Origin of the sequence: Consotaella salsifontis, from assembly GCF_900167365.1 — a bacterium.
GTDB classification, from domain to species: domain Bacteria; phylum Pseudomonadota; class Alphaproteobacteria; order Rhizobiales; family Rhizobiaceae; genus Consotaella; species Consotaella salsifontis.
This window is the reverse complement of the sequence record NZ_FUXL01000004.1, coordinates 259,549-286,183: the sequence shown is the minus strand read 5'-3', so window position 1 is coordinate 286,183 and position 26,635 is coordinate 259,549. Positions and strand designations below refer to the sequence as shown.

Here is a 26,635-nt window from a genome sequence, read left to right as displayed (position 1 = left end):
TGCCATCGAAGGCATGGTTACTGTTATAGCGGTAGAGCTTTGGCTGGTGATTGACGCAATGTAACGGGGGTCTGCTACAGTGGCGCACCAAGTCACGTTCGAAACTTGATCCAGATTGGTTCCGGTGATCGTAACGGTGTTGCCCCCCTCCATCGGCCCTGAGGACGGACTTATGCCTGAGGACGTTGGTAGTCCGACCGCCCCGGCCTCGGCTGGCATCAGCACGAGCATAAGGACGACAAGCCAGTTCACGGCGCTGATCAGGCGCGCCGCGCGCTTCAACGATAAAATCATGTTCGGGGGGTCTCTTGCCCAGGCGCCACCGGCTGCACAGCGCGAATCGGGTGGTCGTTCGAGTTTCGCTGGGGAGAGCTATCAGAGCCGAACCTGACCACAGACTAACTTCAATGGTTTGAAGTGCAATTAGGGTAGCACTGTTGCCTATCGTCACGACGGCAAAGGTGTCCGATGAACAAATCGTTGAGAAATGCACCTTTAAGGAAGGCGTTACATCGGAAGACTGAAAAACACCAATCACAGGTTGCGCACGAACGGGTGGATCAAGTCAAAGCCTCGATGGAATCGGATTTATATTATATTATTTATGATGAATATGAGGGGATATAGATAGAGCGCCGCCAGCAACGGCTGCCGGACTGAGGAGCGGCAAACGGGCGCTATTTGACGCAAAAAAGGCCCGGCGCTGGAGCGCCGAGCCCTTTTTAATGTCGTGATATTGTGGCTGGACCCGAAGGCCCTTCCCGCAACCCGAAACTGGGCTCAGCCCGGTTTCGGCTTCTTGTTGCGAGAGGAATGCCTTGTGCCTTCCGCGAAGCCGGAGCTCCTTAGAAGTCCATGCCGCCCATGCCGCCCATGCCGCCGCCGGGCATCGCCGGAGCGCCGGAGTCCTTCTTCGGCGCCTCGGTGACCATCGCCTCGGTGGTGACGAGGAGGCCTGCGACGGACGCCGCGTCCTGAAGGGCCGAGCGAACGACCTTGACCGGGTCGACGATGCCCATCTGGATCATGTCGCCGTACTCGCCGCTCTGGGCGTTGTAGCCGTAGCTGAGCGAGGAATTCTCGAGGATCTTGCCGACGACGATCGAGCCCTCGTCGCCCGCATTGGTGACGATCTGACGGATCGGCGCCTGCAGGGCCTTGCGCACGATGTTGACGCCAGCGTCCTGATCAGCGTTGTCGCCCTTGATGTCGAGAGCGTTGGAGGCGCGCAGCAGAGCGACGCCGCCGCCCGGAACGATGCCTTCCTCGACGGCCGCGCGGGTCGCGTTGAGGGCGTCGTCGACGCGGTCCTTCTTCTCCTTCACCTCGACCTCGGTCGAGCCGCCGACGCGGATGACCGCGACGCCGCCCGCCAGCTTGGCCAGGCGCTCCTGGAGCTTCTCGCGGTCGTAATCGGAGGTGGTCTCCTCGATCTGCTGCTTGATCTGGGCGACGCGGCCCTTGATCTGCTCGGCATCACCGGAGCCATCGACGATGGTGGTGTTCTCCTTGGTGATGGAGACCTTCTTGGCGCGGCCGAGCATCTCGAGCGTGACGTTCTCAAGCTTGATGCCGAGGTCCTCGGAGATCACCTGGCCGCCCGTGAGGATCGCGATGTCCTCGAGCATGGCCTTGCGGCGGTCGCCGAAGCCGGGAGCCTTGACGGCGGCGATCTTCAGGCCACCACGCAGCTTGTTGACGACCAGCGTGGCCAGAGCCTCGCCCTCGACGTCCTCGGCGATGATGAGCAGCGGACGCGAGGACTGAACGACAGCCTCGAGAACCGGCAGCATCGCCTGGAGGTTGGAGAGCTTCTTCTCGTGCAGGAGGATGTAGGGGTCGTCGAGCTCGGCCACCATCTTCTCCGCGTTGGTCACGAAGTACGGCGACAGGTAGCCACGATCGAACTGCATGCCCTCGACGACCTCGAGCTCGGTCTCGGCGGTCTTGGCTTCCTCGACGGTGATGACGCCCTCGTTGCCGACCTTCTGCATGGCAGAGGCGATCATGTCCCCGACTTCCTTCTCGCCGTTGGCGGAGATGGTGCCGACCTGGGCGACCTCGTCGGAGGTTTCGATCTTGCGGGCGGAGGCGACCAGCGTCTCGACGACCTTGGCGACGGCCGAATCGATGCCGCGCTTGACGTCCATCGGGTTCATGCCGGCGGCAACCGCCTTGGCGCCTTCCTTGACGATCGCCTGGGCGAGGACCGTGGCGGTGGTGGTGCCGTCACCGGCGTTGTCGTTGGTCTTCGAGGCCACTTCGCGCACCAACTGGGCGCCCATGTTCTCGAACTTGTCCTCGAGCTCGATCTCCTTGGCGACGGTGACGCCGTCCTTGGTGATGCGCGGAGCGCCGAAGGACTTGTCGATGACGACATTGCGGCCCTTGGGGCCGAGCGTGACCTTCACCGCGTCGGCGAGGACGTCCACGCCACGCAGCATGCGCTCACGAGCGTCGCGGCCGAATTTTACGTCTTTGGCTGCCATGGTTCATTATCTCCCTGGCGCTCCTCAAAAAGGCTGCGCCGTGAAATCTCTAAAGGGTGGAAACGCGAGAATACCGTGGGCGCGGCGTTAGCCGACGATGCCCATGATGTCGGATTCCTTCATGATCAGGAGGTCCTGACCGTTGAGCTTGACTTCGGTGCCCGACCATTTGCCGAAGAGCACCCGGTCGCCAGCCTTGACGTCCAGCGCCTGGATCTTGCCGTTCTCGTCGCGGGCGCCCGGCCCGACGGCGACGACTTCGCCTTCCTGCGGCTTCTCCTTGGCCGTGTCCGGAATGATGATGCCGCCAGCGGTCTTCTCTTCGGAGTCGACGCGGCGGACAACGACACGATCGTGGAGGGGGCGGAAGTTCACGTTTGCCATTGTCGTTGAACCCTTCGTTCTACGTGACAAGCCAGGCCCGCAACGGCGCCTGGCGTCTATGCTAGCACTCTCTACTGTCGAGTGCTAATGGCGCGCAATTAAGGAATTCGCGCCGCGCTTGTCAAGGGTGAGACCGGGGCTTTTCCGTTATATTTAACGTCGATTTCCGCCCCTTCGAGCCGCTGCCGCAAGGCGTGGCGTTGCTCGCGCATATCGGGGCTGGGCACAACCGATACAAGCCCGCGTGGACAAAAACACGGCGTTTGCCGATGAAGGCGGCTGGTAATGAGGGCAAACGTCCGGCCCGGGCCGAGCGCTCCCTCTAACGGATGAGACGGACGTTCTTTTCGCCAGAGATAATGACGGTCGGGCACTCGATGATCAGGCGGATATCGTCGAAATCGCGGTCCGAACCGTCCGACGATACGCTCGGCCGACGATCCTCCCAGCCGTAATACATGAACTTACCCGCCGCGCACGCCTTCTTGTTCTTTTGTGGCGTGCGCCGCTTACCGCTGGGAATGACACCACCCTGCGATCGCGGCTTACATTCGCTGAGATTGTCGCAAAGGACGGTTTCCATCAACTCCAGCGCTTCCTTGCCGGAATCGCTATAGTCGTACCGCTCTGCTTGCGAATCCATAGAGTTGTCGATGTTCTTGCCCATCTGGCTGTTGAACACCGTATCCGTGTAATGGTTGTAGTGGGTCGCCCTGGCATCGTCCCACTTCGAGGGGTTCGTTCGCGCGCTCCGGACGTTGTAAAGCCGATAGCTGACAACACCTTGGGGACATTGAGGAAAGTTCTTTGTGTCGTAGGTTGTGCCGCCGTTGTCGGCGATGGGCACTTCCTGACTTCGTCCGTGGGTGACGGGGTCGTTCTTCTGGGCGGGATTGAAGCAGTAGGCATAGATGCGGTTGTAGTCGCCGGCCTCCGGGTCCAGCATGGCCATTTCCGGCGGCTTCCAGGTCGTCGTGATGTCCTTGAAGCGCGCGACGGCGATGACGGAGAGGCCCATGTCGTTGCCGATACCCGGAACGATGCGCGATAGCGTCGTTGGAATGTCTGCCGCGACCTTGACGGTATAGTCGACGTCCGAAGTCCAGGAGGCCTCGATCGATACGTTTCTGAGCTGGCCGTCCGCTTCCAGCCGGTTCTTGACGTCGCTAACGAGAAAGTTGACGGCGCTTCGATCCGTGCCGGTGGGACCCTGAATTGCCATCGCAAGCGCCGCAGCGTCGCTGCGGTTTTGCATATAGTCGACCATGTTGGTGCTGCGGGCATAATCCACGCTGAGGCCAGTCAGCCCGACAAGCGGCACCATCATCAAGGCCGTGATGACGGCAAACTGGCCTGACTCGTCCTTGATCAGGGATCTCATGTCCACTTCCCGTCGCGCAGTCACCCTAGCGGCGGAAAAGATAAACGAGGCGGATTAATCGTAAGGCAGGGGAATTCATCGAATTTGACGAAGCGTGACAGTTTGCTTTCCTTCTGATTGCTGTGCCGGCGCCGCGCGACTTGACCCGGCGGGACGCCGCCGCTATCGCCTCGGCAAAATGGCGCGTCGCGCCATGGTGAGTCCCATTCCTTTTCGCTTCTCTTAAATCCCAAGCGGAAGGCCGCCGTATCCATCGCCCTGGAGACGATCCAGCGCAGCCGGCGGAGTCGCGGAGATCGGAGCGCATGACCAGCGAGCCCGCCAATCCCAAGGCGATCGTTTCTCTCGACGCGGTGGCGGGCGAATACGATGGCATCTTCTGCGACGTGTGGGGCGTCATCTATGATGGCCGCGCCAAGGTTCCGGCTGCCGAGGAGGCGCTGAGACAGTTCCGGAGGAGCGGCAAGCCGGTGATCCTGGTCACGAACGCGCCGCGCCTCGAACAGGGCATCCGAGAGCGCTTGGCGGAAGCGGGTTTTGGCGAGGACGCATACGACCGGATCGTCACCTCCGGCGAGGTCACGCGCTCCCTCATTCCGACCTTCGGCCGGCGCGTGTTTCATATCGGGACGCCGCGCGAGCACGATCTCTTCGAGGGGCTCGACGTCGAGTTCACCGACGAGGACGATGCCGAGATGGTGGTGGCGAGCAGCCTGTTCGCCGACGAGATGGAAACCCCGAAGGAGTACGCGCCGCTCCTCGGCCGGCTGGCGGCGCGCGGTCTGCCGATGATCTGCGCCAATCCCGACCGGGTGGTTCAACGCGGCGAGCGCATGATCTACTGCGCCGGCTCGCTGGCCGACGCCTATCAGGCGCTGGGCGGCGAGGTGCATATCGGCGGCAAGCCGCACCGGGCGATCTACGAGGTCTGCGCCGAGCGCATCGGCGGGATCGACGGCAAGCGTATCCTTGCCATCGGCGACGGCCTGCCGACGGACATCACCGGCGCGCAAGGTTTCGGTCTTGATGCGCTGCTGATCCTCAACGGCATCCATCGGGACGTGCTCGGCACCAGTCCCGAAAGCGTCGGTGCGGTTCTTGCCCGCGAGGGGCTGACGGCCCGCTACTTCATCCCAACGCTGTCATGAGCGCCCCGATCCTCAGGGTGGCGGGCGCCGGCGATCTGCCCGAAAGGCTCAGGGGCGCCGTCGTCGCCATCGGCAATTTCGATGGCGTTCATCGCGGCCATCAGGCCGTGCTGCGGCAGGCGCGGGCCATGGCGGGCGCGCTCGACGCGCCCTTGCTGTGCCTCACCTTCGAGCCGCACCCGCGCACCGTCTTCAATCCGAGCCATCCCGTGGTGAGGTTGACGCCCGCGCCGATGAAGGCGCGCCTCCTTGCCGGGCTCGGTTTCGATGCTGTCGTGGAGCAGCCGTTCGACAGGGAGTTCGCGGCCCTTTCGGCCGGGGATTTCGTCGAGCGGATTCTCGTTACCGCCCTCGGCGCGCGCCACGTGGTCGTCGGCTTCGACTTTCGCTTCGGCGCAAAGCGCGCCGGCACGCCCGCTCTGCTCGCCGAGCGCGGGCGGGAGCGGGGCTTCGGCGTCACGGCCATCGAGGCCTTTTCCGACGAGGATGGGGAGGTCGTTTCATCAAGCCGCATCCGCGACCATCTCGCCGGCGGCGAAGTGGTGGAGGCCGCCGGGCTGCTCGGCTATCACTGGACTGTCGAAGGAACGGTGGTGGGGGGGCAGAAGCTCGGCCGCCAGCTCGGCTTTCCGACCGCCAACATGGAGCTCGAGGCCGAGGACATCCTGGCTCACGGCGTCTATGCCGTGCGCTTTCGCCGCGCCGACGGCACGCTGCACGACGGCGTCGCAAGCTATGGCCGCCGCCCGACCTTCGACAATGGCGCACCCTTGTTCGAGACCTATCTTTTCGACTTTTCCGGCGATCTCTATGGCGAGACGGCGGAAGTCTCGCTCTTCTCCTATCTCAGGAGCGAGCAGAAGTTTGCCGGCGTGGCGGACCTCATCGCCCAGATGGAGCGTGACGCGGCCGAGGCGCGGGCGGTGCTCGCCGGCGCCAAGCCTTTTTCCCCGCTCGACATGGCGATCGCCTTCTGAAGCGTCCGGAATGTCTGCCGCAACCCGCCATCTTTCTTTCTTTTCCGCGCCGGACTTGCTAAGGGCACGGGCCATGTCCTGCCCGCGCGCGACCGTCCGCATCCCGCGAATTCGCTGCCCGGCCTCCTGACGCGAATTCGACGCGGGAGGACCGGGCTTTCTGACGATGCGCCGCTTTCGCCCCCGCATTTCCCTTTTTGCCGCTGCTCCCGCGCGGCCGACGACATGGCTGACCGAACATGACCGACAAAGGCAAGACCGCCGACACCTTGGACTACTCCAAGACCCTCAACCTGCCGACCACCGACTTTCCGATGCGCGCGGGGCTGCCAAAGAAGGAGCCCGAGCTGGTCGCGCGCTGGCAGGAGATGGGGCTCTACGAGAAGCTGCGCGAAACCTCCAAGGGTCGCCCGCTCTACGTGCTGCACGACGGCCCGCCCTACGCCAACGGCAACATCCACATCGGCCACGCGCTCAACAAGATCCTGAAGGACACCATCAACCGCTCGTTCCAGATGCGCGGTTTCGACGCCAACTACGTGCCGGGATGGGACTGCCACGGCCTGCCGATCGAGTGGAAGATCGAGGAGCAGTACCGCGCCAAGGGCAAGAACAAGGACGAGGTGCCGATCAACGAATTCCGGCAGGAGTGCCGCGAGTTCGCGCGCCACTGGATCGAGGTGCAGTCCGGCGAGTTCCGCCGCCTCGGCATCGAGGGCGATTTCGACCATCCCTACACGACGATGGCCTTCCACGCCGAGTCGCGCATTGCCGGCGAACTCCTGAAGTTCGCCATGAGCGGCCAGCTCTATCGCGGTTCGAAGCCCGTCATGTGGTCGGTGGTGGAGCGCACGGCGCTCGCCGAGGCCGAGGTCGAGTATCAGGACTACGAGTCCGACACGATCTGGGTGAAGTTCCCGGTGCGCGAGGCGCCCGGCGCCATCAAGCCGAAGTCGAGTGCGCCCGAGGATGTGGGTGAGGCGGCCCGCTCCCGCTTCTTCCCGCTGCGGGAGGCCTCGATCGTCATCTGGACGACGACGCCCTGGACGATCCCCGGCAACCGCGCCATCGCCTATTCGGACCGCATCGCCTACGGCCTCTATACCGTGACGGAAGCGGAGAACGAGTTCGGCCCGCAGCCGGGCGAAAAGCTCGTCTTCGCCGACGCGCTCGCCGAGGAGAGCTTCGTCAAGGCCAAGCTCTCGGCCCAGCGTCTGCGCGACGTTTCGGCCGAGGAGCTGTCCGAGGCCATCTGCGACCACCCGTTGAAGGGCCTCGGCGGCGGCTATGATTTTCCGGTGCCGCTTATCCCCGGCGAGCACGTCACCGACGATGCCGGCACGGGCTTCGTCCACACCGCGCCGAGCCACGGCCGCGAGGACTTCGATGTGTGGACGGATAGCGCGCGTGCGCTCGAGGCGCGAGGCATCCCCTCCGCAATCCCGTTCCCGGTGGACGACGCCGGCTACTACACCAAGGATGCGCCGGGCTTCGGACCGGACCGCGAGGGCGGGCCGGCGCGCGTTCTCGACGATTCCGGCAAGAAGGGCGATGCCAACAAGGCGGTAATCGCCGCGCTCATCGAGGCGAACCGACTGTTCGCGCGCGGCCGCCTCAAGCACACCTATCCGCACTCCTGGCGCTCCAAGAAGCCGGTCATCTTCCGAAACACGCCGCAGTGGTTCGTCTCCATGGACAAGGACCTCGGTGACGGCACGACCTTGCGCGACCGCGCGCTCAAGGCCATCGACGCGACGCGCTTCGTGCCCGCCGCTGGGCAAAACCGGCTGCGCGCCATGATGGAGGACCGGCCGGACTGGGTGCTGTCGCGCCAGCGCGCCTGGGGCGTGCCGATCTGCATCTTCGTTGACGGCGAGGGCGCGGTGCTGAAGGATGAGGCGGTGAACGCGCGCATCCTCGAGGCCTTCGAGGCCGAGGGCGCCGACGCCTGGTTCGCCGAGGGCGCGCGCGAGCGCTTCCTGGGCGAGCGCGCGGGCGAGCCGTGGCTTCAGGTCAAGGACATTCTCGACGTCTGGTTCGACTCGGGTTCGACCCACGCCTTCACGCTGGAGGATCGGCCCGATCTCAAATGGCCGGCCGATGTCTATCTTGAGGGCTCCGACCAGCATCGCGGCTGGTTCCATTCCTCGCTTCTGGAAAGCTGCGGCACGCGCGGCCGGGCGCCCTATAGCGCCGTCGTCACCCATGGCTTCACCATGGCCGAGGACGGCCGCAAGATGTCGAAGTCCCTGGGCAACCAGGTCTTCCCGCAGGACGTGATGAAGGAATCGGGCGCCGATATCCTGCGTCTGTGGGTGATGAACACCGACTACTGGGAAGACCAGCGGCTCGGCAAGACCATCATCCAGACCAATATCGACGCCTACCGCAAGCTCAGGAACACCATCCGCTGGATGCTCGGCACGCTCGCTCACGACGAGGGCGAAACGGTTCCGCTCGACCAGATGCCTGAGCTGGAGCGGCTGATGCTCCATCGCCTCTTCGAGCTCGACCGCCTTGTCCGCCAGGGATACGACGAGTTCGACTTCAAGCGGATCGCCCGTCAGCTGCTCGATTTCATGGTGGTGGAACTCTCCGCCTTCTACTTCGACATCCGCAAGGACGCGCTCTATTGCGATCCGATCTCGTCGGTGACGCGCAAGGCGGCGCTCCAGGTGGTGCGCACCCTCTTCGACCATCTGGTGACGTGGCTCGCTCCCATGCTGCCCTTCACCACGGAAGAGGCGTGGCTCTCGCGTCATCCCGACGCCGTGTCCGTGCATCTCGAGCAGTTCCGCGAGGTCGATCCCGCCTGGCATGATCCGGCGCTCGCCGAGCGCTGGCAGAAGCTGAAGCGCGTTCGTCGCGTCGTCATGGGCGCGCTCGAGGAAGAGCGGCGCGAGAAGCGCATCGGCGCTTCGCTTGAGGCCGCGCCCGTCGTCTTCATCGAGGACGCTGATCTGCGGGAGCTTTGCCGCAAGGTGGATTTCGCGGAGATCGCCATCACGTCGGGTCTCGCCATCGAGGAGGGGCCGTCGCCCGACTCCGCCTTCCGGCTCGCCGATACGCCCGGCGTTGCCGTGGTGCCGGAACTGGCCAAGGGCGAAAAGTGCGCCCGCTCTTGGAAGATCAGCCCGGAGGTCGGCAGCGATTCGGAGTTTCCCGATGTCACGCCGCGCGACGCGCAGGCGCTCCGCGAGCTCAAGGCGGCAGGGCGGCTCGTCTGACGGACCGGATCGCTTGACGAAAATGTTGAGCGTGAAAAGGAGAGGCGGGCCGCCCGCTTGCCTCTCCGGTGCCTGTGCCTTAGAAGTTCGCCCGGAATTCGCCAAGTTTTCATGACAGAGCGCGGAAGCTGCGGCGCGCCCGACGGTTGCGGGCGCCGCTCATCGGCGAGGGGGCCGAAATGATGGTGTCAAAAAGGGATTTCCCCTTGAGCCTCGCCATGGCTCTGGTGGTGACGGGCTTTGCCACGGCCGGGTGCATGGGACCGACCTACGGAACCGATAAGCCGGCCGGACAGCAACTCGTCGACGATATCACCAATGTCGTTGCGCTCGACTCGACGCGCCACGACCCGATCGACTACAAGCCTCGGCCCGAACTGGTGAAGCCTGCCAATACGACCGTGCTGCCGCCTCCGCAGGAGAAGGTCGCGGTCGCCAACCAGCCCAATTGGCCTGAATCGCCGGAGGATCGTCGCGCGAAGATTCGCGCCGCCGCCGACGCCGGGGACCGGAAGACCGCGCTGGCACTGGCCGAAACCATGGATCAGTATCCGCGCGCCCGTTCCGAAGAAAACACCGGGATCGCCGATCCGAAGCAGCGCAGCGCCGAGTTCCAGAGGCGTATCGCCGAGCAGAAGCAGGGCAGCGACACCAGCCGGAAATATCTGAGCGAGCCGCCTCTGGGCTATCGCCAGCCGGCCGCGGGCGCGCCCGTCGGCGAGCAAGGCGTCGACGAGGAGGTCAAGGAGCGCAGGATCAAGGCCGGCGGCAAGTCGACCATCGGTGAGTCGCTCGGCAAGCTCTGGCCCTTCTGAGCTTCGCGCCGCGAAGGCCGAAATCGATCGAAACGCGGTACGTCAGCTTTCGATTGACGGATTAGTCGCGCCGCGCCTTGAAGAAGTCCTTGAGGAGGCTTGCCGCCTCGCGCTCTCCGATTCCCGAATAGACCTCCGGCGCATGATGGCAGGTTGCCTGCCCGTAGAACCGGGGGCCGTGCTCGACGGCGCCGCCCTTTTCGTCGCCGGCCCCGAAATAGAGCCGGCGGATGCGCGCGAACGAGATCGCCGCCGCGCACATGGCGCACGGCTCCAATGTCACATAGAGGTCGCACCCCGTCAGCCGCTCGCTTTCGAGCCGTTGCGCAGCCTCGCGGATTACCAGTATTTCAGCGTGCGCCGTCGGATCGTTGCGCGCGCGGGTCTCGTTGCCGGCGCGGGCGACCACGACGCCGCCCTCGACGATCACGGCGCCGACCGGCGTCTCGTTCCGGGCGGCGGCATCGCGCGCTTCCGCGAGCGCGAGTTCCATGAAATTCACCCTGGCCATCGCCTCCCTCTCGCTCCATCGTCCTTGACCTGATAGTGAGCGCCGCAACAAAGGCAAAGACACAATGATCGACAAGACGGACGGCGGAAGAAAAGGCGGCGGGAAGTCGGGCGGTCGCGGCGGCGGGCGCGACGGTGGACGTGATGGCGGCGCGGGAAACGGCGAAGGCGGGCGCAAGTCGTTCACGCCGCGCTCTCGCGGCATGTTCTCCCATGGCGGCGGCGGGGCCAAGGGCGACCGGCCGAAGAGCTATGGCCGCGTCAAGGCCGAACCGGCCGGCGACCGCAAGCCGCGCGAGCTCGGCAAGGGCGCTTCCCACGGCAAGCAGGGTGGGGCGGAATTCGGTGGCCGCAAGGAGCGGTTTAGCGATCGTCCCAGGCGTTTCGACGATCGTCCTCGTGATGGCGAGGAAGGGGCGAACCGGGCCGAGAGGCCACTGCGCGCCTATGGCGCTGCCGGTGAGGGCGCGGAGCGGCGGGACGGACCGCGCGAACGATCCGGCAAGGATTTCGACCGGCCAAGACGCTCTGAGGATCGTGGCGAGCGCAGGTCTCGTCCGGATCGCGGCGGTGAGGGGCAGGAGCGGCGCGACGAGCGGCCCCGCAAGCCCTTCGGCGAGCGCGACGGCGGCCGGCAGCGCTCTTTCGGCAAGAGCGACGAGCGTGGCGAGCGGCGTCCGCCTCGCGGTGCTCCTCGCGCGAGCGAGGACAAGGAGACGTCGCAGCCCGGTGAGATGCGGATCGCCAAGCGTCTGGCGCGCGCCGGCATCGCCTCGCGCCGAGACGCGGAAGGCATGATCGCCGACGGTCGCGTCAAGGTGAACGGCAAGGTGCTGGAAAGCCCGGCCCTGACGGTAACGGCGCGCGACCGCATCGAGATCGACGGCTCTCCGCTGCCGGCCATCGAGCGCACGCGGCTTTGGCTCTTCCACAAGCCCGCCGGGCTCGTCACCACCAACCGCGACCCGGAAGGGCGGCCGACGGTGTTCGATCGCCTGCCGGAGGATATGCCGCGCGTGCTCTCGGTCGGACGCCTCGACATCAACACCGAGGGTCTGCTGCTTCTTACCAACGACGGGGGCCTCGCCCGCACATTGGAGCTGCCGGCCACCGGCTGGCTCCGACGTTACCGCGTGCGGGCCCACGGCAGCGTGAAGCAGGAGCAGCTCGACGAGCTGAAGAACGGCATCGCCATCGACGGCGTCTTCTATGGCGCGGTCGAGGCGGCGCTGGAGCGCGAGCAGGGCACGAATGTCTGGCTTTCCGTCGGTTTGCGCGAGGGCAAGAACCGGGAAGTCAAGCGCATCCTCGGCCATCTTGGGCTTGAGGTGAACCGCCTCATCCGCGTCTCCTTCGGCCCCTTCCAGCTCGCGGATCTGGAAGAGGGCGCGGTGCGGGAAATCAAGGGCCGCACCCTGCGCGACCAGCTCGGCGACCGCCTGATCGAGGAGTCCGGCGCCGATTTCGACGCCCCCGTCGTCAACGCCTTCTCGAACAAGCCGGTCAAGTCCGAGGAACGCCGCGAGACCGACGAGCCAAAGCAGAAGCGCCGCAACGACTGGATCAGCTCTTCCGGCGAGAAGGCCGCCGAGCGCCCCAACCGCAAGCGGTTCGGCGAGGAGAAGCGGGAAAAGGCGCTGGAGCGCATGGACACCCGACCGCGCCGAAGCCAGGAGCGCGACGATGCGGGGCCAGGGCGGCCGCGCTTCAAGGATCGTCGCAGCGACCAGGATGGCGGGACGGATGCGGGTCGCGCGCCCCGCAAGCCCACCGGTCAGGGCCGCCGGCACGCCAATGTCTGGATGGCGCCGGGGGCGCGCCCGCAGGGCGAGGGCCGCAAGAAGCCGACCGAAGGCGGCTGGAGCGAGGGCAAGCCCGCCCCATCGGCGAGGGGCGGCGATCGCCCTCGCGGCGCCGGCAAGCCCGGCCCGAAAGGCCCGCGGCGGCCGACCAGGGACAAGGAATAGGCGATGCGGATCGTCGGCGGCGAATTTCGCGGGCGCGGTCTTGCGGCCCCGAAGTCGGACCAGATCCGGCCCACCGCCGATCGCAACCGCGAGACCCTGTTCAACATCCTGGCTCATGGACTGGGTTTCGATCTTGAGGAAAGGCGGGTGCTCGATCTTTTTTCGGGCACCGGCGCCCTGGGCATCGAAGCGCTCTCGCGCGGCGCGCGCTTCTGTCTCTTCGTCGAGGAGGGCGTCGAGGGCCGGGGCCTTCTGCGCACCAACATCGAGACGCTGCAGCTCCAGGGGCGCACCAAGATCTTTCGGCGCGATGCGACGCGGCTCGGCGTGCCGGGCACCATGGAGCCCTTCGATCTTCTCCTGGCTGATCCGCCCTATCGCAAGGGGCTTGGCGAAAGGGCGCTGGAGAGCGCCCTGTCCGGCGGCTGGCTGAAGCCGGGAGCGCTCGCCGTGGTGGAAGAGGCGGCCGATGCCGCTTTCGATCCGCCGGCGGGGTTCGATCTGGTGGACGAGCGCTCGATGGGCGAGACGACGCTGCGCTTTCTCACCTTCGCGTCATAAAACCAGCCTAACAAAATCGTAAGTGGCGCCGAGACACGCGGCCGCCTATTTCCTGAGCGACCGACCCGGCGGACGGGCCAAGTGGCCCCGCACCAATCGATGGGAGTTCGTTCTTGACGATGAGACGCATTCTTCGCCGGGGCCATCCGGCCCTTCTCGCCGCCCTTCTGGCCACGAGCCTGACATTGCCGGCCATGGCCGAGACAGCCGCAGCGAAGCCGGCGGCTCAGGCGGACGCCGCCAAGACGCTGTCGCCGACCGAGCAGGCGGCGGAAAAGAAGGTGGAGGAGAAGGCGGGCGAGATCGACAACTTCACCCTCGCCAACGGCCTTCAGGTGGTGGTGATTCCGGATCACCGGGCGCCGATCGTCACGCACATGATCTGGTACAAGGTGGGCGCGGCCGACGAGAAGCCGGGCGTCTCCGGCATCGCCCACTTCCTCGAGCACCTGATGTTCAAGGGAACCAAGAAACATCCCGAGGGCGAGTTCAGCCGCGCCGTGTCCGATATCGGCGGCCAGGAGAACGCGTTCACCACGCAGGATTACACCGCCTATTTCCAGCAGGTCGCGGCCGATCATCTCGAGGAGATGATGCGCTTCGAGGCCGACCGGATGGAAAATCTCATACTCACCGACGCGCAGATCCTGCCCGAGCGCCAGGTGATCATCGAAGAGCGACGGATGCGGATCGACAACAATCCGCAGGCCCAGCTCTCCGAATCCGTCGACGCGACGCTCTTCGCCAACAGCCCCTACGGCATTCCCGTCATCGGCTGGAGAAGCGAGATGGAAAAGCTGTCGCGCGATGACGCCATCGCCTTCTACGACAAGTATTATACGCCCAACAACGCGACGCTGATCGTCGCCGGCGACGTCACCACCGACGAGGTGAAGCGCCTGGCCGAGGAGACTTACGGCAAGGTGCCGCGTCGCGCTGATCCGGGGGCGCGCGTGCGCCCGCAGGAGCCGGAGCCGCTGGCGGCGCGCACCGTCACGCTGAAGGACGATCAGGTGACGCAGCCGAGCCTCCAGCGCACCTATCTCGTGCCGTCCGACACGACGGCCAAGGGGCATGAATCGGAGGCACTGGATATCCTTGCCGATATCCTCGGCGGTGGGACCACCAGCCGCTTCTACCGCTCGCTCGTCGTGGAGCAGGGCATCGCGGCGGGCGCCGGCGCCTATTATGCCGGCACGGCCCTCAACGATGGCCAGTTCATGGTCTACGGCATGCCGCGCGGCAGCGCGACCATTGCCGAGATCGAGGCCGCCATCGATGCCGAGATCGCCAAGGTCGTCAACGACGGCATTACGCCGGACGAGCTGGAGCGCGCCAAGAATCGGGTGCGCAAGGCGGTGATCTTCGAGCGCGATAATCAGGCGGCGATGGCGCGACGCTATGGCGCGGCCCTGTCCACCGGGCGCAGCATTGAGGATGTCGAGAAGTGGCCGGAGAGGATCGAGGCCGTAACCGTGGACGAGGTCAACGCCGTCGCGCGGAAATACCTCGAAGCCAAGCGCTCGGTGACCGGCTATCTTGAGCCGACGCATCCCTCGTCCGCTCCCGCGGCCGAAGGCGCGATGCCGCCCGCGCCGCCGCCGGCCGTCTCTCAGAGCCAGTCCTGATTTCGGCGCTTAAGACCTACGTCCGAGCGGTCGCCATCTCCTGGGGGCCGTTCGCCGAACACCGCTTTCACGAGAGTTGATATGACCATGTCTTTTCGGCCGCTCGCCCGTTCCCTCGCCGTCCTGTCCTTCACCTTCGGCCTCGGCTTTCTCGCCCTCGAACCTGCCGAAGCCGTGGAAATTCAGGAGGTGACGAGCCCTGGCGGCATCAAGGCCTACCTCGTTGAGGACTACACCAATCCCCTGATCGCCATGAAGTTCGCCTTCAAGGGGGCAGGAACGACCCTGGATGCCGACGGCAAGGGCGGAACGGGCAATCTTCTGTCCGGACTGCTGGACGAAGGCGCGGGCGACATCAAGAGCGCCGAATTCCAGTCGAAGCTGGACGAGCTCGGCGTCTCCCTGAGTTTCGATGCCAGCTACGACGCCTTCACCGGCAGCTTCCGAACCTTGGTGGAGAGCCAGGACGAGGCGTTCCATCTTCTTTCCCTGGCGCTCAACCAGCCGCGCTTCGACGACGAGCCCATCCAGCGCATTCGCGGGCAGATCGCCACCGGCATCATCGCCGACGAGAACGATCCGCAGGAGAAGGCCGGCCGCGCGTTCCGCGAGACGGTTTACGCCGGTCATCCCTACGCCAAGCCGGTCGAGGGAACGGTCGACACTCTCGGCGCGGTGACGCGCGACGACCTCGAGACCTATCGCAAGCGCGGTTTCGCCAAGGACAATCTCTATGTCGGCGTCGTCGGGGCGATCGACGCCAAGACGCTCGGCGCCAAGCTGGACGAAGTCTTCGGGCCGCTGGCGGAAAAGGCCGATCTGCCGAAGGTGCCCGATGTCTCGCCGATCCTCGGCAAGTCCGTCGATGTGCCGCTCGCCGTGCCTCAGACCAATCTCCAGTTCGCCTTGCCGGGCCTCAAGCGCAACGACAAGGACTTCTTCGCCGCTTACCTGGTGAACCAGGTGCTCGGTGGCGGCCCCTTCACCTCCCGTCTCTATCAGGAGGTTCGCGAGAAGCGCGGGCTGGCCTATGGCGTCTCCTCCTGGCTTTCCAGCTCGGATCATTCCGCGATGCTCGGCATCGCCACCGCGACGCGCGCCGAGGCGGCCGACGAAAGCGAGAAGATCATCAAGGACGAGGTGGCGAAGATGGCGAAGGACGGGCCGACGGCCGAGGAACTCGCCAAGGCCAAGGACTACGTCAAGGGTGCCTATGCCGTGAACAACCTCGACTCCTCACTGTCCATCGCCTCGACCCTCGTCGGCATTCAGCTCGACGATCTCGGCATCGACTATATCGACCGTCGCGGCGCCCTCATCGACGCGGTAACGCTGGATGATGCCAAGCGGGTGGCCAACAAGCTCCTCTCGGCCAAGCCGACGGTCGTCGTGGTGGGGCCGTCCAAAAGCTGATGGCCGGCCACCGTGTCGGCCTCGCGCTCGGCGGCGGCGGAGCGCGGGGCCTTGCCCATATCCACGTGTTGAAGGCGCTGGACGACCTAGGCATTCGTCCGGCGGCCATCGCCGGGACCTCCATCGGCGCCATCATGGGCGCGCTCTACGCCGCGGGAATGAGCGGCGCCGAGCTGGGGGCCTACGCACTTGAGAACCTCTCGCCCGCCCGTATGGCCGGGAAGCTGTGGCAGACGCGTCCGCCGAGCTTCGCCGATTTCGTCGCGGACGGCGGCTTTCGCCTCGGACAGCTCAACATCGAACGGATGCTTGCCGCCTATCTGCCGCAGGGACTTCCCGAGAGCTTCGAGACGCTGCCGATTCCGTTTCGTGCCGTGGCGACGGATTTCTTCGCCGGGCACCAACAGGTGATGGATGAAGGAGCGCTGTTGCCGGCGCTCGCCGCCTCGGCGGCGATCCCCGCGGTTTTCCGCCCCGTTCGAAAGGGCGACGCCATCCTGATCGACGGCGGGATGACCAATCCGCTGCCCTTCGACCTCCTGAAGGACGAAGCTGACTTCATTCTGGCCGTCGACGTGACCGGCGGGCCGGAGGGCTCTGCTGGAACCATGCCCACGCCCATGCAGGCGATCATGGGATCATCCCAGCTGATGATGCAGTCCATCATCGAGGCCAAGCTGCGCATCGCGAGCCCCGACCTCTTGATCCGGCCGGCTGTGTCGAAGGTCGGCGTCCTCGAATTCTTCAATGCCGCGCGGATTCTTGCGGCGACATCCGATACCTATGACGAGACGAGACGATCGCTGGAAGGCGCGCTGAAGCGGAACGCGCCGGTACGCTCACTGACCGGCCAGGACGTCGGATGAGGGCGCGCCGCCGGCTTCCTTGATGTCCACGGCGTGGGTTTCGAGAAAGCGCATCAGCCCCGTCTCCTCGCGCGTCAATCCCTCGCGGGTTCGGCCCTTGAAGAGGGAAGGGTCCAGCGTTCCCTCTTCATAGGCGGTGATGATCGCCGGGTGGACATAGGACGAGCGGGCGACGGCTGGCGTGTTGCGCAATACCTCGCTCACGGCCTTCATGGCGGCGGCGACGGAGCGTTTCTTCTTCGCCTGGCTCGACGCTTCGGGCTCCGCGTCCTCGATCAGGAAGCGCAGCGCCTCCGCCGAGCCGCGAAAGGTGCGGAAGTCCTTGGCCGAGATCGGCGCGCCGGCGGCCTCGTGGAGATAGTCGTTGAGCAGGCCGGCGGTGAGGCGGCGACGCTTCTTGGTCTCGCCAGGGAACTGGAAGAGGCGCTTGCCCCGCACCTTGCGGACGCGGCTCAGCGAAGTGAGAAACGCCTTGTCCTTCACCTCGACGCGGTGCGCCTTGTTGGATTTGCCCACGAACTGGAGCACGGCCGTCTTCTTGACGATCCGCAGGTTCGATTTTCGCAATGAAGCGACGCCGCGCCCGCCATCCTCGGCGTATTTCTCGTGTCCCGGCCGCATGGCTTCCAGATCGATGAGGCGGGTTGCCGTCGCAGCCGTCAGGATGAAGGAAGGATCCCTGCGCCGAAGGTCCTTGGCGACCCGGCCCCGCAGGCGCGGCAGCGCGTGGCCGAAGCGGAGCAGGCGCTCGGTCTTGACCGCGTTGCGCACGTCCACCCAACGGTCATGATAGCGGTATTGCAGGCGCCCCTTCTCGTCCCGCCCCACCGCCTGGATGTGCCCGTTCTCGTTGAGACAGATGCGCACGTCCTGCCAGGCTGGTGGTATGGCCAGCGCCTTCACGCGGGCTCGCAGAGCCTTGTCGGCGATTTTTTCGCCGTCGCCAGTACAAAGTGAGAAGCCTTTGCCGCGCCGCTGCCGAACCACCTCGAAGCAATGAGGGTCGACCATCAGAAGACCGATCCGCTCGGCATGGAAGAGAAGGCGCTTGTTCATGATCGGGCTGGGCCGTTCTCCTGTCTGGCGACATGGCGGAAGACCGTCGGCGGAGATGCTCGACGGAGCCGGGCGAAAACGGCGAGAGCGCGATGCGGGTTCCGCCGATCCGGCAAGCGGATCGGGTCGCGGCAACTGAGATCAGGGGCGCGGTTGGCCTGACGCTTCCGCATCGGCGGAGCGGGTGCGCCCCTCTGGAGGCCCGTCCTGGCGTGCCGGTGCCTGCTTCGGCTTCGTCAGCGGTTCCGGCCGCACCACCCTCGTCGTCATCATGTCGTTGCCGGCGTAGATGCCCTCGACCTCCTGAAGATCGAGGCGCTCCTGATCGCGCCGCCGCACGTCGGCGACGATCGCCTCGGCGAGTTCGGCTTCGGCGCCGAGCGCCGTCAACACGGCGCCGCCGAAGGAAAGCGCCGACTCCACCGTCTCGCGCATCTCGTAGTCGACGCCCTGCGCTCGCAGACTGAGGGAATGGACCCGGTCGTAGGAGCGAACGAAGAGCTTTACATCGGGAAAATCCGAGCGGATGAGCTCGACGATCTGGTTTGTGACCTCGCGCTGGTTGGTGCAGACGGCGACAATCTTCGCCCTTCGAATGCCCGCCGCCTCCAGCACGTCGCGGCGGAGGCCGGAGCCGAAATAGACGCGGAAGCCGAAGGTCTCGGCCGTCCGGATCTGGCTCGCCGAGGAGTCGATCATGGTGACGTCGATGCCGCTCGACAAGAGCACCTGCGCCACCATCTGACCAAAGCGCGAGAAGCCGATCATCAGCACCTCGCCACCGGCGCCCTCGAAATCCTCGTCGATCACCTCCTCCTCGTCCTGGCGCTCTTCCAGGAGGCGTCCCACGAGGCTCGACAGCGGCGTCAGGGCCATGGACAGCGTGACGATGGCGACGAGGAGCGAGGCCATTGCTTGGTCGAAGATGAAGCTGGAGACGGCGGAGGTGAAGAGGACGAAGCCGAACTCGCCGCCCTGCGGCAGGAGCGCCGCGATCCTCAGCGCCACCGTGCGCGAGGCGCCGAAGCCTCGCGACAGGGCGTAGAGCACGACTGCCTTCACCACCATCATGAGCGGCGTCAGAAGGATGAGCGCGAGCCAGTTGTGCCGCAGCGCGTCGAGATCGATGGACAGGCCAACGGCAATGAAGAAGAGACCGAGGAGCACCCCGCGAAAGGGCTCGATGCTCGCCTCGAGTTCATGGCGGTAGGACGATTCAGCCAAAAGGACGCCAGCGATGAAGGCGCCCATGGCCATGGAGAAGCCGGCGACCTCCATCAGCATCGCCGCGCCGAGGACCACGAGCAGGGCGGTGGCGATCATCACCTCGCGCGCTCCCGCGCCCGCGATGAGCCGGAACAACGGGTTCAAGAGAAAGCGGCCGGCCAGGATCAACGCCACGATCGCCGACAGCGAAAGGGCGATCTGGACCGGGTCCAGCGTCGCTCCGCCCGAGAAGGGCGCGAGCAGCTTCAGCATGGCCAGAAGCGGCACGACCGCGAGGTCCTGGAACAGCAGCACCGAGAAGGCGGCTTGGCCGTGGCGCGTGTTGGTCTCGCCCTTCTCCTCCAGCATCTGGAGCGCGAAGGCCGTCGAGGAGAGGGCAAGGCCGAAGCCGATGATGAGGCTGGCGGGCGTGCTCTGCCCGAGGGCCATGGCGCCCCCCGTCAGGATGAGGCCGGTGATCAGAACCTGTGCGAGACCGAGGCCGAAAATCTGCCGGCGCAACGCCCATAGCCGGGAAAGGCGCAGTTCGAGCCCGATGATGAAGAGCAGCAGGACGACGCCGAGCTCGCCGAGATGCAGAAAGCCGCCCTTGTCGCCATTGATGAGGCGCAGCTCTGGGCCGAGGACGAGACCGGCGAAGAGATAGCCGAGCACCGTGCCGAGGCCGATTCGCTTGAAGACCACGCCGGCGACGACCCCGCTGGAAAGGAGAAGAAGGGCGTCGATGAAAAGGGGGCCTGTTTCTTCCACCTTGATCCTCGGCACCCTATGTTGTGGTTTCCACGTTCCGGCATCGTCGATCGGCGCAGGCGGTGATTCCCTCGACCGCCCGTTCCATCATAGAGAGTTGGAAAGCCGAATTCAGCAGGATTGCTCATGGACGAACAGACCGAGAAGCTCCTCGACATGGCGGAGCGCCTGATCGAGGCGGGGCGGCGCGCTGGCGCCGACAGCAGCGACGCCGCCGTGGTGCGCTCGGCGAGCCGATCCGTCTCGGTTCGGCTCGGCGCGGTGGAGGAGACGGATTCCGCCGAAAGCGCGGACGTTGCGCTTCGCGTCTTCGTCGGAAAGCGCTCGGCAACGGTTTCCGCCGATGCCTCCGCCGATGTCGAAAGGCTTGCCGAGCGGGCCGTCGCCATGGCTCGCGTCTCGCCCGAGGACCCGTTCGCCGGCCTCGCCGACCCCGCGCTCCTCGCCAAGGATGTGCCCGACCTCGATCTTTTCGACGGCACGGAGCCGGCGAGCGATGCGATGCTGGCCGACGCGCTTGCCATGGAGGAAGCGGCGCTTGCCGTTTCCGGCGTCACCAATTCCAATGGCGCGGGCGTTTCCGCCGGATGGAGCGGCCTGCTTCTCGCCACCTCGACCGGGTTTCGCGGCAGCCAGAAGCGGTCTGGTTTCTCTCGCTCCGCCAGCGTGATCGCGGGAGAGGGAACACGGATGCAGCGCGATTACGATTTCGATTCGCGCATGCATTTTGCCGATCTCAACGCCCCGGAAGCGATCGGGCGGGCGGCGGGGGAAAGGGCCGTGCGCCGGCTCGATCCCGGCAAGGCCCCGACAGGGCGCTACCCGGTGATTTTCGATCCGCGCATGGCGCGCGGCTTCATCGGCCATCTTCTCGGGGCGATCAACGGCGCCTCGATCGCCCGCAAGACGAGCTTTCTCAAGGATGCCATGGGGCAGATGGTGTTGCCGGCGGGCGTTTCCATCACCGACGAGCCGATGCTTCGGCACCGGCCCGGCTCGCGTCCGTTCGACGGCGAGGGCCTCCAGGGCAAGGCGATCACGCTTGTCGAGGATGGGCGCCTCGCCTCCTGGCTTCTCGACAGCGCGACGGCGCGCGAGCTTGGCCTTGAAAGCAACGGGCGCGCATCGCGCTCTGCCTCCTCCATCTCGCCCTCCTCGACCAACGTCATCGTCTCACCGGGCGTTATGTCGCCGGATGAATTGATCCGCGACACCCACCAGGGCCTCTACGTGACCGAGCTGATCGGCCACGGCGCCAACATCGTCACCGGCGACTACAGCCGGGGCGCCTCCGGCTTCCTGATCGAGAACGGCCAGATCGGTGCGCCAGTGGCGGAGATCACCATCGCCGGCAATCTGCGCGACCTTTTCCGGAGCGTCACCTTCGCCAACGACGGCGAAACACGTTTTTCGATCGTCGCGCCGACCTTGCGGCTCGAATCCATGACGGTGGCCGGGAGGTAGCAATGGACGCGCCGCGCGACGACGAAGACCTTGCCCTGATCGTCGATGCGGCGCGCCGCGCGTCCGCCGTGGCCAACGGATTCTTCAGAAAGGAGCCGCGCGTCTGGTACAAGGCGGGCAACTCCCCGGTGAGCGAGGCGGACATCGCCGTCGATCGGCTGCTGAAGAGCCTCCTCCTCGATGCCCGCCCTGGCTATGGCTGGGTTTCGGAAGAGGCGGAACATCGTCTCGGTGGCAGCACCGGCCGCTTTTTCATCGTTGATCCCATCGACGGCACGCGCGCCTACCTGAGGGGCGAGACGTCGTGGTGCATCTCGATCGCGGTGGTGGACGGCGCTCGACCGGTGGCGGGGGTCGTCTATGCTCCTGCCCTGGATCATGAGGTGACGGCCACACGCACGGGGCCGGCGCTGCTGAACGGGGCGGCAGTAACAGCGCCGGCAGTCGGCGAGAAGCTGCGCGTCGCCTGCCCGGATCGTATCCGGCAGAGCCTTGCCGGCGTGCCGACGGCCGACATCGACTTCAGGCGCAGCCTGCCCTCGCTCGCCTATCGCCTGGCGATGGTTGCCATGGGCGAGTTGGATGGAACCCTGATTCGTCCGAGAGCAAATGATTGGGACATTGCCGCCGCCGATCTCATTCTGGAACGCGCCGGCGGGGCACTCCTGGACGCCGGCGGTGGTATGGTGCTTTACAACATCGAAGGCAGAAGGCATGGCCTTCTTATTGCCGCAGCGCAACACGCGCTAACGCGACTCAAGGAGCTCGGACACACTGCCGCTCAGGCGGCGGATCTGAGCCGGGGATAATCATCGGTTCTTCTCCTCGGGCTCGGTCCAGGGAGCGGGAACCGTGACCGAAAAAGAGACGGCGGAGGTCATTGATGGTCGAACAACAGCCGAAGCAGCTTCTGCATCTGGTCTTTGGTGGAGAGCTCAAAAGCGTCACCGGCGTCGAGTTCGCCGACCTTTCGCAGATCGATATCGTCGGCATCTTTCCCGACTACGCCTCCGCGTTCAAGGCATGGCAGGGCAAGGCCCATCAGACCGTGGACAACGCGCAGACGCGCTATTTCATCGTGCATCTCCATCGTCTTCTCGATCCGCAGGCCTGATCCTCGGCGGAAGCTGTGGAGAAGGGGCCTTTGGCGTCGCCGCGCCGGTTTCCCTTTGCCATAGTCTCAGTGCGGTTGTGATTTCGCGGCAGCTCGGCGTATAGGACGCTTGAGCGTTCGCCGGTTTCGATCGAGAGCCTAGCGACAGCGTGGCGGGCGCCGGCGAGCCGGCTGCACGCGGAAATTTGGAAATCGTGTCGAAGAAGCCTGTCCTCGCAGAAGCGGAAACACCGTCACCGGCGGCCGGCAAGGCCCGGCCGGCGCGAAGGTTGGGCTTATCCGCGCGCTGGCGCCGCCTTTCACGATCGCCGCGCGCGATGCATGCCCTCGGCGGCCTGATCTATCGCTGCCTCAAATTCGTCGGCGCAACGCAGCGCCTTGTCGAGGGGTCGAGCGATTGGACGAAGGCAATGACGGAGCATCATCCTGCCATTGTCGCCTTCTGGCATGGGCAGCATCTCATGGCGCCCTTGTTCCGGCCGCAATCGCTGCCCTATGTGGCGTTGCTTTCACGCAGTCGCGACGCAGAGATCAACGCGGTCGTCGTCGAGCGCTTCGGCATCTCGACGGTTCGCGGCTCTGGCGGCCGGGTGCGCGAGGCATCCTTGCAGAAGGGAGGCGTACGAGCCTTGATGTCGCTGCGGCGCAATTTGAAGGAAGGGCAGGGTGTCTGCATGATCGCCGACATTCCGAAGGGCACCGCCCGCGAGGCCGGCCTCGGCATCGTCACCCTGTCACGGATATCCGGCCGCCCTATCCTGCCGGCGGCGGCCGTCAGCAGCCATCGCTACGTCGTCGAGCGGTCCTGGGACAAGACCACGATTCCTCTTCCCTTCGGCCGGGTCGCGGTCGTCGTGGGCGATCCGATCCATGTTTCGCCCCATGCCGATGACGTCGAGATGGAAGAAGTGCGCCGCGCCGTGACCATCGCGCTCGAGGACGTGTCCCAGCGGGCCGAGGCCCTCCTGAGGAAGGCGGCATGAAGTTGTCGCGAGCCGCCCTTGCCCTTTCGCTTTACCGCGCCGTCGGCACGGTCGCCTATCCGCTTGCCGGTCCTTATGTCAGCTGGCGGGCCAGCCGGGGTAAGGAGGAAAGCGCGAGGCGGAGGGAGCGCTACGGCTATTCCGCCACAGCGCGGCCCGAGGGCGTGCCGCTGGTGTGGATACACGCCGCCAGCGTCGGCGAGACGGCGGCGGTCGCCCCGATGGTGCAGCGCCTCATCGACGACGACTTCGCCGTCCTGATGACGACCGGCACCGTCACCTCGGCCGCCATGGTGCGCGAGCGTTTGTCGCCCTCGGTTCTTCACCAATACGTGCCGCTCGATTTCCGGCCGTCCGTCGCGCGCTTCCTCGACCATTGGCGGCCGGACCTGGCGATCGTGGCCGAAAGCGAGATCTGGCCCGTGACCATCTCCGAGCTCGGCCGGCGGTCCATTCCCCAGATCCTGGTCAACGCGCGCCTCTCCGATCGCTCCTTCCGGCGCTGGAAAAAGCTGCCCTCGCTCGCCGAGGCGCTGTTGGAGAACCTTTCCCAGGTGGTGGCCCAGTCGGATATCGACGGCCAGCGTTTCTCCCTTCTCGGCGCCCCGGCTGTGAAGGTGGCGGGCAATCTCAAGGCCGACGTGCCGCCGCCCGCGGCTGATCCGGAAGAACTCGCGCGCCTCAAGGCGGCCATTGGCGAGCGTCCCATTTGGGCGGCTCTTTCCACGCATTCGGGCGAGGAAAGGCTGGCGGCCAAGATCCACGAGAGCCTCAAGGCTCGCCATGGCGGCCTCCTCACCCTCATCGTTCCACGTCATGTGAACCGGGCAGGGGATCTGGAGCGCGAACTCGCCCAACGCGGGCTCAAGGTCGTGCGGCGAAGCAGCGGCGCGTTGCCGGCCCCCGACACCGATATCTATCTTGGCGATACGATGGGTGAGATGGGGCTCTATCTGCGTCTCACCGAGATCGCCTTCATGGGCAAGTCGCTGTCGGCCCAGGGCGGGCAGAACCCCCTCGAGGCGGCCATGCTCGGCACGGCGATCCTGTCGGGCTGCAATGTCCAGAACTTCAGGGAGGGCTATCAGCGCCTCGCCGATGCCGGCGCCGCCCGCCTCGTCAAGGACGAAGCGAGCCTGTCGGATCAGGTGGACTGCCTTCTTTCCCAGCCGCAGACGCGCCGCAAGATGATCGCCGCCGGGGGCGAGACCATCGCCGGAATGCGCGGCGCGTTCGGGCGCACCATGGAGGCGCTCGACCCGTTTCTGCGTCCCTTGAAGTTGAGCTTCACGCTCGGCGGGCGCGATCGTCTGAGCGGGGGAAAATGAGGGCGCCGGCCTTCTGGTGGCAGGGGCCGGGCGCTCTCTCGCTTGCCCTTTCTCCCTTGGCCGCAGCCTATGGCCATGTGGCCGGGCGGCGCCTGGAAACTGCGCCGCGCGTTCCGTTGCCGGTGCCCGTCATCTGTGTCGGCAATCCCACGGTCGGCGGTGCCGGCAAAACGCCTCTCGCCCTGGCGCTCGGGCAGGCGGCAAGGGCGCGTGGCCTTAACCCCGCCTACCTGACGAGGGGCTATGGCAGCCGCGCCCGCTCTCCCGTTCTTGTCGATCCGCAGGCAAGCGCGGCGCGCGATGTCGGCGACGAGCCTCTGCTGCTCTCGCGGGTCGGCCCGACCGTCGTCTGTCCCGATCGGGCACGCGGCGCCGAGCATTTGCTGTCCGCCGTGAGGGCCGATCTGGTGATCATGGATGATGGCTTTCAGAGCGCGCAGATCCATCCCGACCTCGCCGTCCTGGTGGTGGACGGCAAGCGCGGCTTCGGCAATGGTCGGGTTCTGCCCGCTGGCCCCTTGCGGGCGCCGCTGGTCTCGCAGCTGAGACGCGCCGATGTGCTGGTGGTCGTCGGCGAGGGAGAGGGCGCCGGCGCGGCGGCACGAGCCAGCGCAAGGGCTGGCCGGACGATGCTGCGCGCGCATCTCGCCTCCGTGCGGCCCGAGCGCTTTTCCGGCGCGCGGGTCCTCGCGTTCGCCGGCATTGGCGACCCCGAGAAGTTCTATGCGACGCTTCGGGCGGCCGGAGCACACATCGTCGCGACCCGCGATTTTCCCGATCATCACCGCCTGACGGAAGCGGAGATGGCGGCCCTGATCAAGGAGGCGATGAGCGCCGACCTCAAGCTCGTCACGACGTCGAAGGACGCGGCGCGCTTGTCCGGCGAAAGCGGCCTCGCCGCGTCGCTCCGGTCCTGTCTCGATGTGCTCGACGTCGAGCTGCGCTTCGCCGAGGAGGATCAGCCGGAGCGTCTCATCGAGATGGCGTTCTCGGCCTTCGAGCGCCGGCGTTTTTCGCCCGGTTCAGGACGCTCAACGTCCGCGGGTTAGCTCCGGATGGCATTCGAGCTCGCGCTTCAGCGCGGCGGCGGCGTCGACATAGGGCTCCTGCCGATCGACGCTCCAATAGCGCAGCGCATCGATGGCGATGGATTCGCCCGTCACCACACATCGCACGAAGGCGCCGGGGCGCACGATTTCGAAGTCTCCGTCGAGATAGCGAAGCTTGGCCTCGCCCCCGCTGTCCATCCGGTTCATCATCGGCTTTCGCCTCTTTCGTGGTGATCTTGCCGCCGTCTTCGCCCCGATGGCGCCTCAAGTCAACGCCGAGGTCCGGAGCTCGATCCTC

At 65.8% G+C, this 26,635-nt stretch carries 22 protein-coding genes and 1 pseudogene; 15 read left to right on the top strand and 8 right to left on the bottom strand.

All coding sequences use genetic code 11. The annotated features are described in order from the left end of the window. Positions 1-6 precede the first annotated feature (6 nt). From B5D38_RS22825 to B5D38_RS07525, 4 genes and pseudogenes are all read right to left on the bottom strand, one after another. A pseudogene (locus tag B5D38_RS22825) lies at positions 7-219 on the bottom strand (IPT/TIG domain-containing protein); the annotation flags it as partial. Positions 220-845: 626 nt separating this feature from the next. Further along, positions 846-2,489, bottom strand: a complete 1,644-nt coding sequence (gene groL, locus B5D38_RS07535) for a chaperonin GroEL (protein ID WP_078707779.1) — start codon at positions 2,487-2,489, stop codon at positions 846-848. Between the two features lie 87 nt (positions 2,490-2,576). Continuing rightward, the gene (groES, locus tag B5D38_RS07530) at positions 2,577-2,873 is read right to left on the bottom strand and encodes a co-chaperone GroES (protein ID WP_078707778.1); all 297 of its coding nucleotides are present in this window, start codon (positions 2,871-2,873) and stop codon (positions 2,577-2,579) included. Positions 2,874-3,195: 322 nt separating this feature from the next. Continuing rightward, the gene (locus tag B5D38_RS07525) at positions 3,196-4,254 is read right to left on the bottom strand and encodes a TadE/TadG family type IV pilus assembly protein (RefSeq protein ID WP_078707777.1); all 1,059 of its coding nucleotides are present in this window, start codon (positions 4,252-4,254) and stop codon (positions 3,196-3,198) included. Positions 4,255-4,559: 305 nt separating this feature from the next. Between B5D38_RS07525 and B5D38_RS07520 the strand changes: the two genes are divergently transcribed. From B5D38_RS07520 to B5D38_RS07505, 4 genes are all read left to right on the top strand, one after another. Beyond that, positions 4,560-5,402: a TIGR01459 family HAD-type hydrolase gene (locus tag B5D38_RS07520; protein ID WP_078707776.1), complete on the top strand. Its 843-nt coding sequence runs from the start codon at positions 4,560-4,562 to the stop codon at positions 5,400-5,402. Next, positions 5,399-6,379 carry a bifunctional riboflavin kinase/FAD synthetase gene (locus tag B5D38_RS07515; protein ID WP_078707775.1) on the top strand — a complete coding sequence of 327 codons (981 nt, stop codon included), beginning with the start codon at positions 5,399-5,401 and terminating at the stop codon, positions 6,377-6,379. The genes B5D38_RS07520 and B5D38_RS07515 overlap by 4 nt, the downstream gene beginning before the upstream one ends. A 239-nt stretch (positions 6,380-6,618) precedes the next feature. Beyond that, complete coding sequence (gene ileS / locus B5D38_RS07510; protein WP_078707774.1) at positions 6,619-9,606, top strand: isoleucine--tRNA ligase; 2,988 nt, start codon at positions 6,619-6,621, stop codon at positions 9,604-9,606. Positions 9,607-9,812: 206 nt separating this feature from the next. Beyond that, positions 9,813-10,421 (top strand): hypothetical protein, encoded by a 609-nt coding sequence (locus B5D38_RS07505; RefSeq protein ID WP_245318889.1) that lies wholly within the window; start codon positions 9,813-9,815, stop codon positions 10,419-10,421. Between the two features lie 61 nt (positions 10,422-10,482). Here the strand turns inward: B5D38_RS07505 and B5D38_RS07500 are convergent, their stop codons facing one another. After that, the gene (locus tag B5D38_RS07500) at positions 10,483-10,932 is read right to left on the bottom strand and encodes a nucleoside deaminase (RefSeq protein WP_078707773.1); all 450 of its coding nucleotides are present in this window, start codon (positions 10,930-10,932) and stop codon (positions 10,483-10,485) included. Positions 10,933-10,996: 64 nt separating this feature from the next. On the opposite strand from B5D38_RS07500, the gene B5D38_RS07495 reads away from it, so the two are divergent. From B5D38_RS07495 to B5D38_RS07475, 5 genes are all read left to right on the top strand, one after another. Beyond that, positions 10,997-12,898 (top strand): pseudouridine synthase, encoded by a 1,902-nt coding sequence (locus B5D38_RS07495; RefSeq protein ID WP_078707772.1) that lies wholly within the window; start codon positions 10,997-10,999, stop codon positions 12,896-12,898. 3 nt (positions 12,899-12,901) lie between these two features. Continuing rightward, positions 12,902-13,459, top strand: a complete 558-nt coding sequence (rsmD, locus tag B5D38_RS07490) for a 16S rRNA (guanine(966)-N(2))-methyltransferase RsmD (protein WP_078707771.1) — start codon at positions 12,902-12,904, stop codon at positions 13,457-13,459. Positions 13,460-13,578: 119 nt separating this feature from the next. Further along, on the top strand, positions 13,579-15,087 hold the full coding sequence (locus B5D38_RS07485; RefSeq protein WP_078707770.1) for a M16 family metallopeptidase: 1,509 nt from the start codon (positions 13,579-13,581) through the stop codon (positions 15,085-15,087). Positions 15,088-15,168: 81 nt separating this feature from the next. Beyond that, the gene (locus tag B5D38_RS07480) at positions 15,169-16,500 is read left to right on the top strand and encodes a M16 family metallopeptidase (RefSeq protein WP_078707769.1); all 1,332 of its coding nucleotides are present in this window, start codon (positions 15,169-15,171) and stop codon (positions 16,498-16,500) included. Continuing rightward, a complete protein-coding gene (locus tag B5D38_RS07475) occupies positions 16,500-17,366 on the top strand; it encodes a patatin-like phospholipase family protein (protein ID WP_078707768.1) in 867 nt (288 codons plus the stop codon). Before B5D38_RS07480 ends, B5D38_RS07475 begins: the two co-directional genes overlap by 1 nt. Here the strand turns inward: B5D38_RS07475 and B5D38_RS07470 are convergent. Together B5D38_RS07470 and B5D38_RS07465 are read right to left on the bottom strand one after the other, a co-directional pair. Next, positions 17,340-18,422 (bottom strand): DNA topoisomerase IB, encoded by a 1,083-nt coding sequence (locus B5D38_RS07470; RefSeq protein WP_078707767.1) that lies wholly within the window; start codon positions 18,420-18,422, stop codon positions 17,340-17,342. The genes B5D38_RS07475 and B5D38_RS07470 overlap by 27 nt on opposite strands. 141 nt (positions 18,423-18,563) lie before the next feature. After that, positions 18,564-20,399 (bottom strand): monovalent cation:proton antiporter-2 (CPA2) family protein, encoded by a 1,836-nt coding sequence (locus B5D38_RS07465; RefSeq protein ID WP_078707916.1) that lies wholly within the window; start codon positions 20,397-20,399, stop codon positions 18,564-18,566. Between the two features lie 120 nt (positions 20,400-20,519). Between B5D38_RS07465 and B5D38_RS07460 the strand changes: the two genes are divergently transcribed. From B5D38_RS07460 to lpxK, 6 genes are all read left to right on the top strand, one after another. Beyond that, positions 20,520-21,863, top strand: a complete 1,344-nt coding sequence (locus B5D38_RS07460) for a TldD/PmbA family protein (RefSeq protein WP_425349318.1) — start codon at positions 20,520-20,522, stop codon at positions 21,861-21,863. A 2-nt stretch (positions 21,864-21,865) separates the two neighbouring features. Next, entirely contained in the window at positions 21,866-22,672 is an 807-nt protein-coding gene (locus B5D38_RS07455; RefSeq protein ID WP_078707765.1) for an inositol monophosphatase family protein, read from the top strand. Between the two features lie 74 nt (positions 22,673-22,746). Beyond that, the gene (locus B5D38_RS07450; RefSeq protein ID WP_078707764.1) at positions 22,747-22,977 is read left to right on the top strand and encodes a DUF4170 domain-containing protein; all 231 of its coding nucleotides are present in this window, start codon (positions 22,747-22,749) and stop codon (positions 22,975-22,977) included. Between the two features lie 317 nt (positions 22,978-23,294). Then, positions 23,295-23,960, top strand: coding sequence for a lysophospholipid acyltransferase family protein (locus tag B5D38_RS07445; protein WP_078707915.1), 666 nt, complete (start codon positions 23,295-23,297; stop codon positions 23,958-23,960). Beyond that, complete coding sequence (waaA, locus tag B5D38_RS07440; RefSeq protein WP_078707763.1) at positions 23,957-25,288, top strand: lipid IV(A) 3-deoxy-D-manno-octulosonic acid transferase; 1,332 nt, start codon at positions 23,957-23,959, stop codon at positions 25,286-25,288. Before B5D38_RS07445 ends, waaA begins: the two co-directional genes overlap by 4 nt. Further along, positions 25,285-26,337, top strand: a complete 1,053-nt coding sequence (gene lpxK, locus B5D38_RS07435; RefSeq protein ID WP_078707762.1) for a tetraacyldisaccharide 4'-kinase — start codon at positions 25,285-25,287, stop codon at positions 26,335-26,337. The genes waaA and lpxK overlap by 4 nt, the downstream gene beginning before the upstream one ends. On the opposite strand, the gene B5D38_RS07430 is transcribed toward lpxK, so the two are convergent. Further along, positions 26,320-26,547 (bottom strand): DUF2093 domain-containing protein, encoded by a 228-nt coding sequence (locus B5D38_RS07430; RefSeq protein WP_078707761.1) that lies wholly within the window; start codon positions 26,545-26,547, stop codon positions 26,320-26,322. The genes lpxK and B5D38_RS07430 overlap by 18 nt on opposite strands. Between the last annotated feature and the right edge of the window lie 88 nt (positions 26,548-26,635).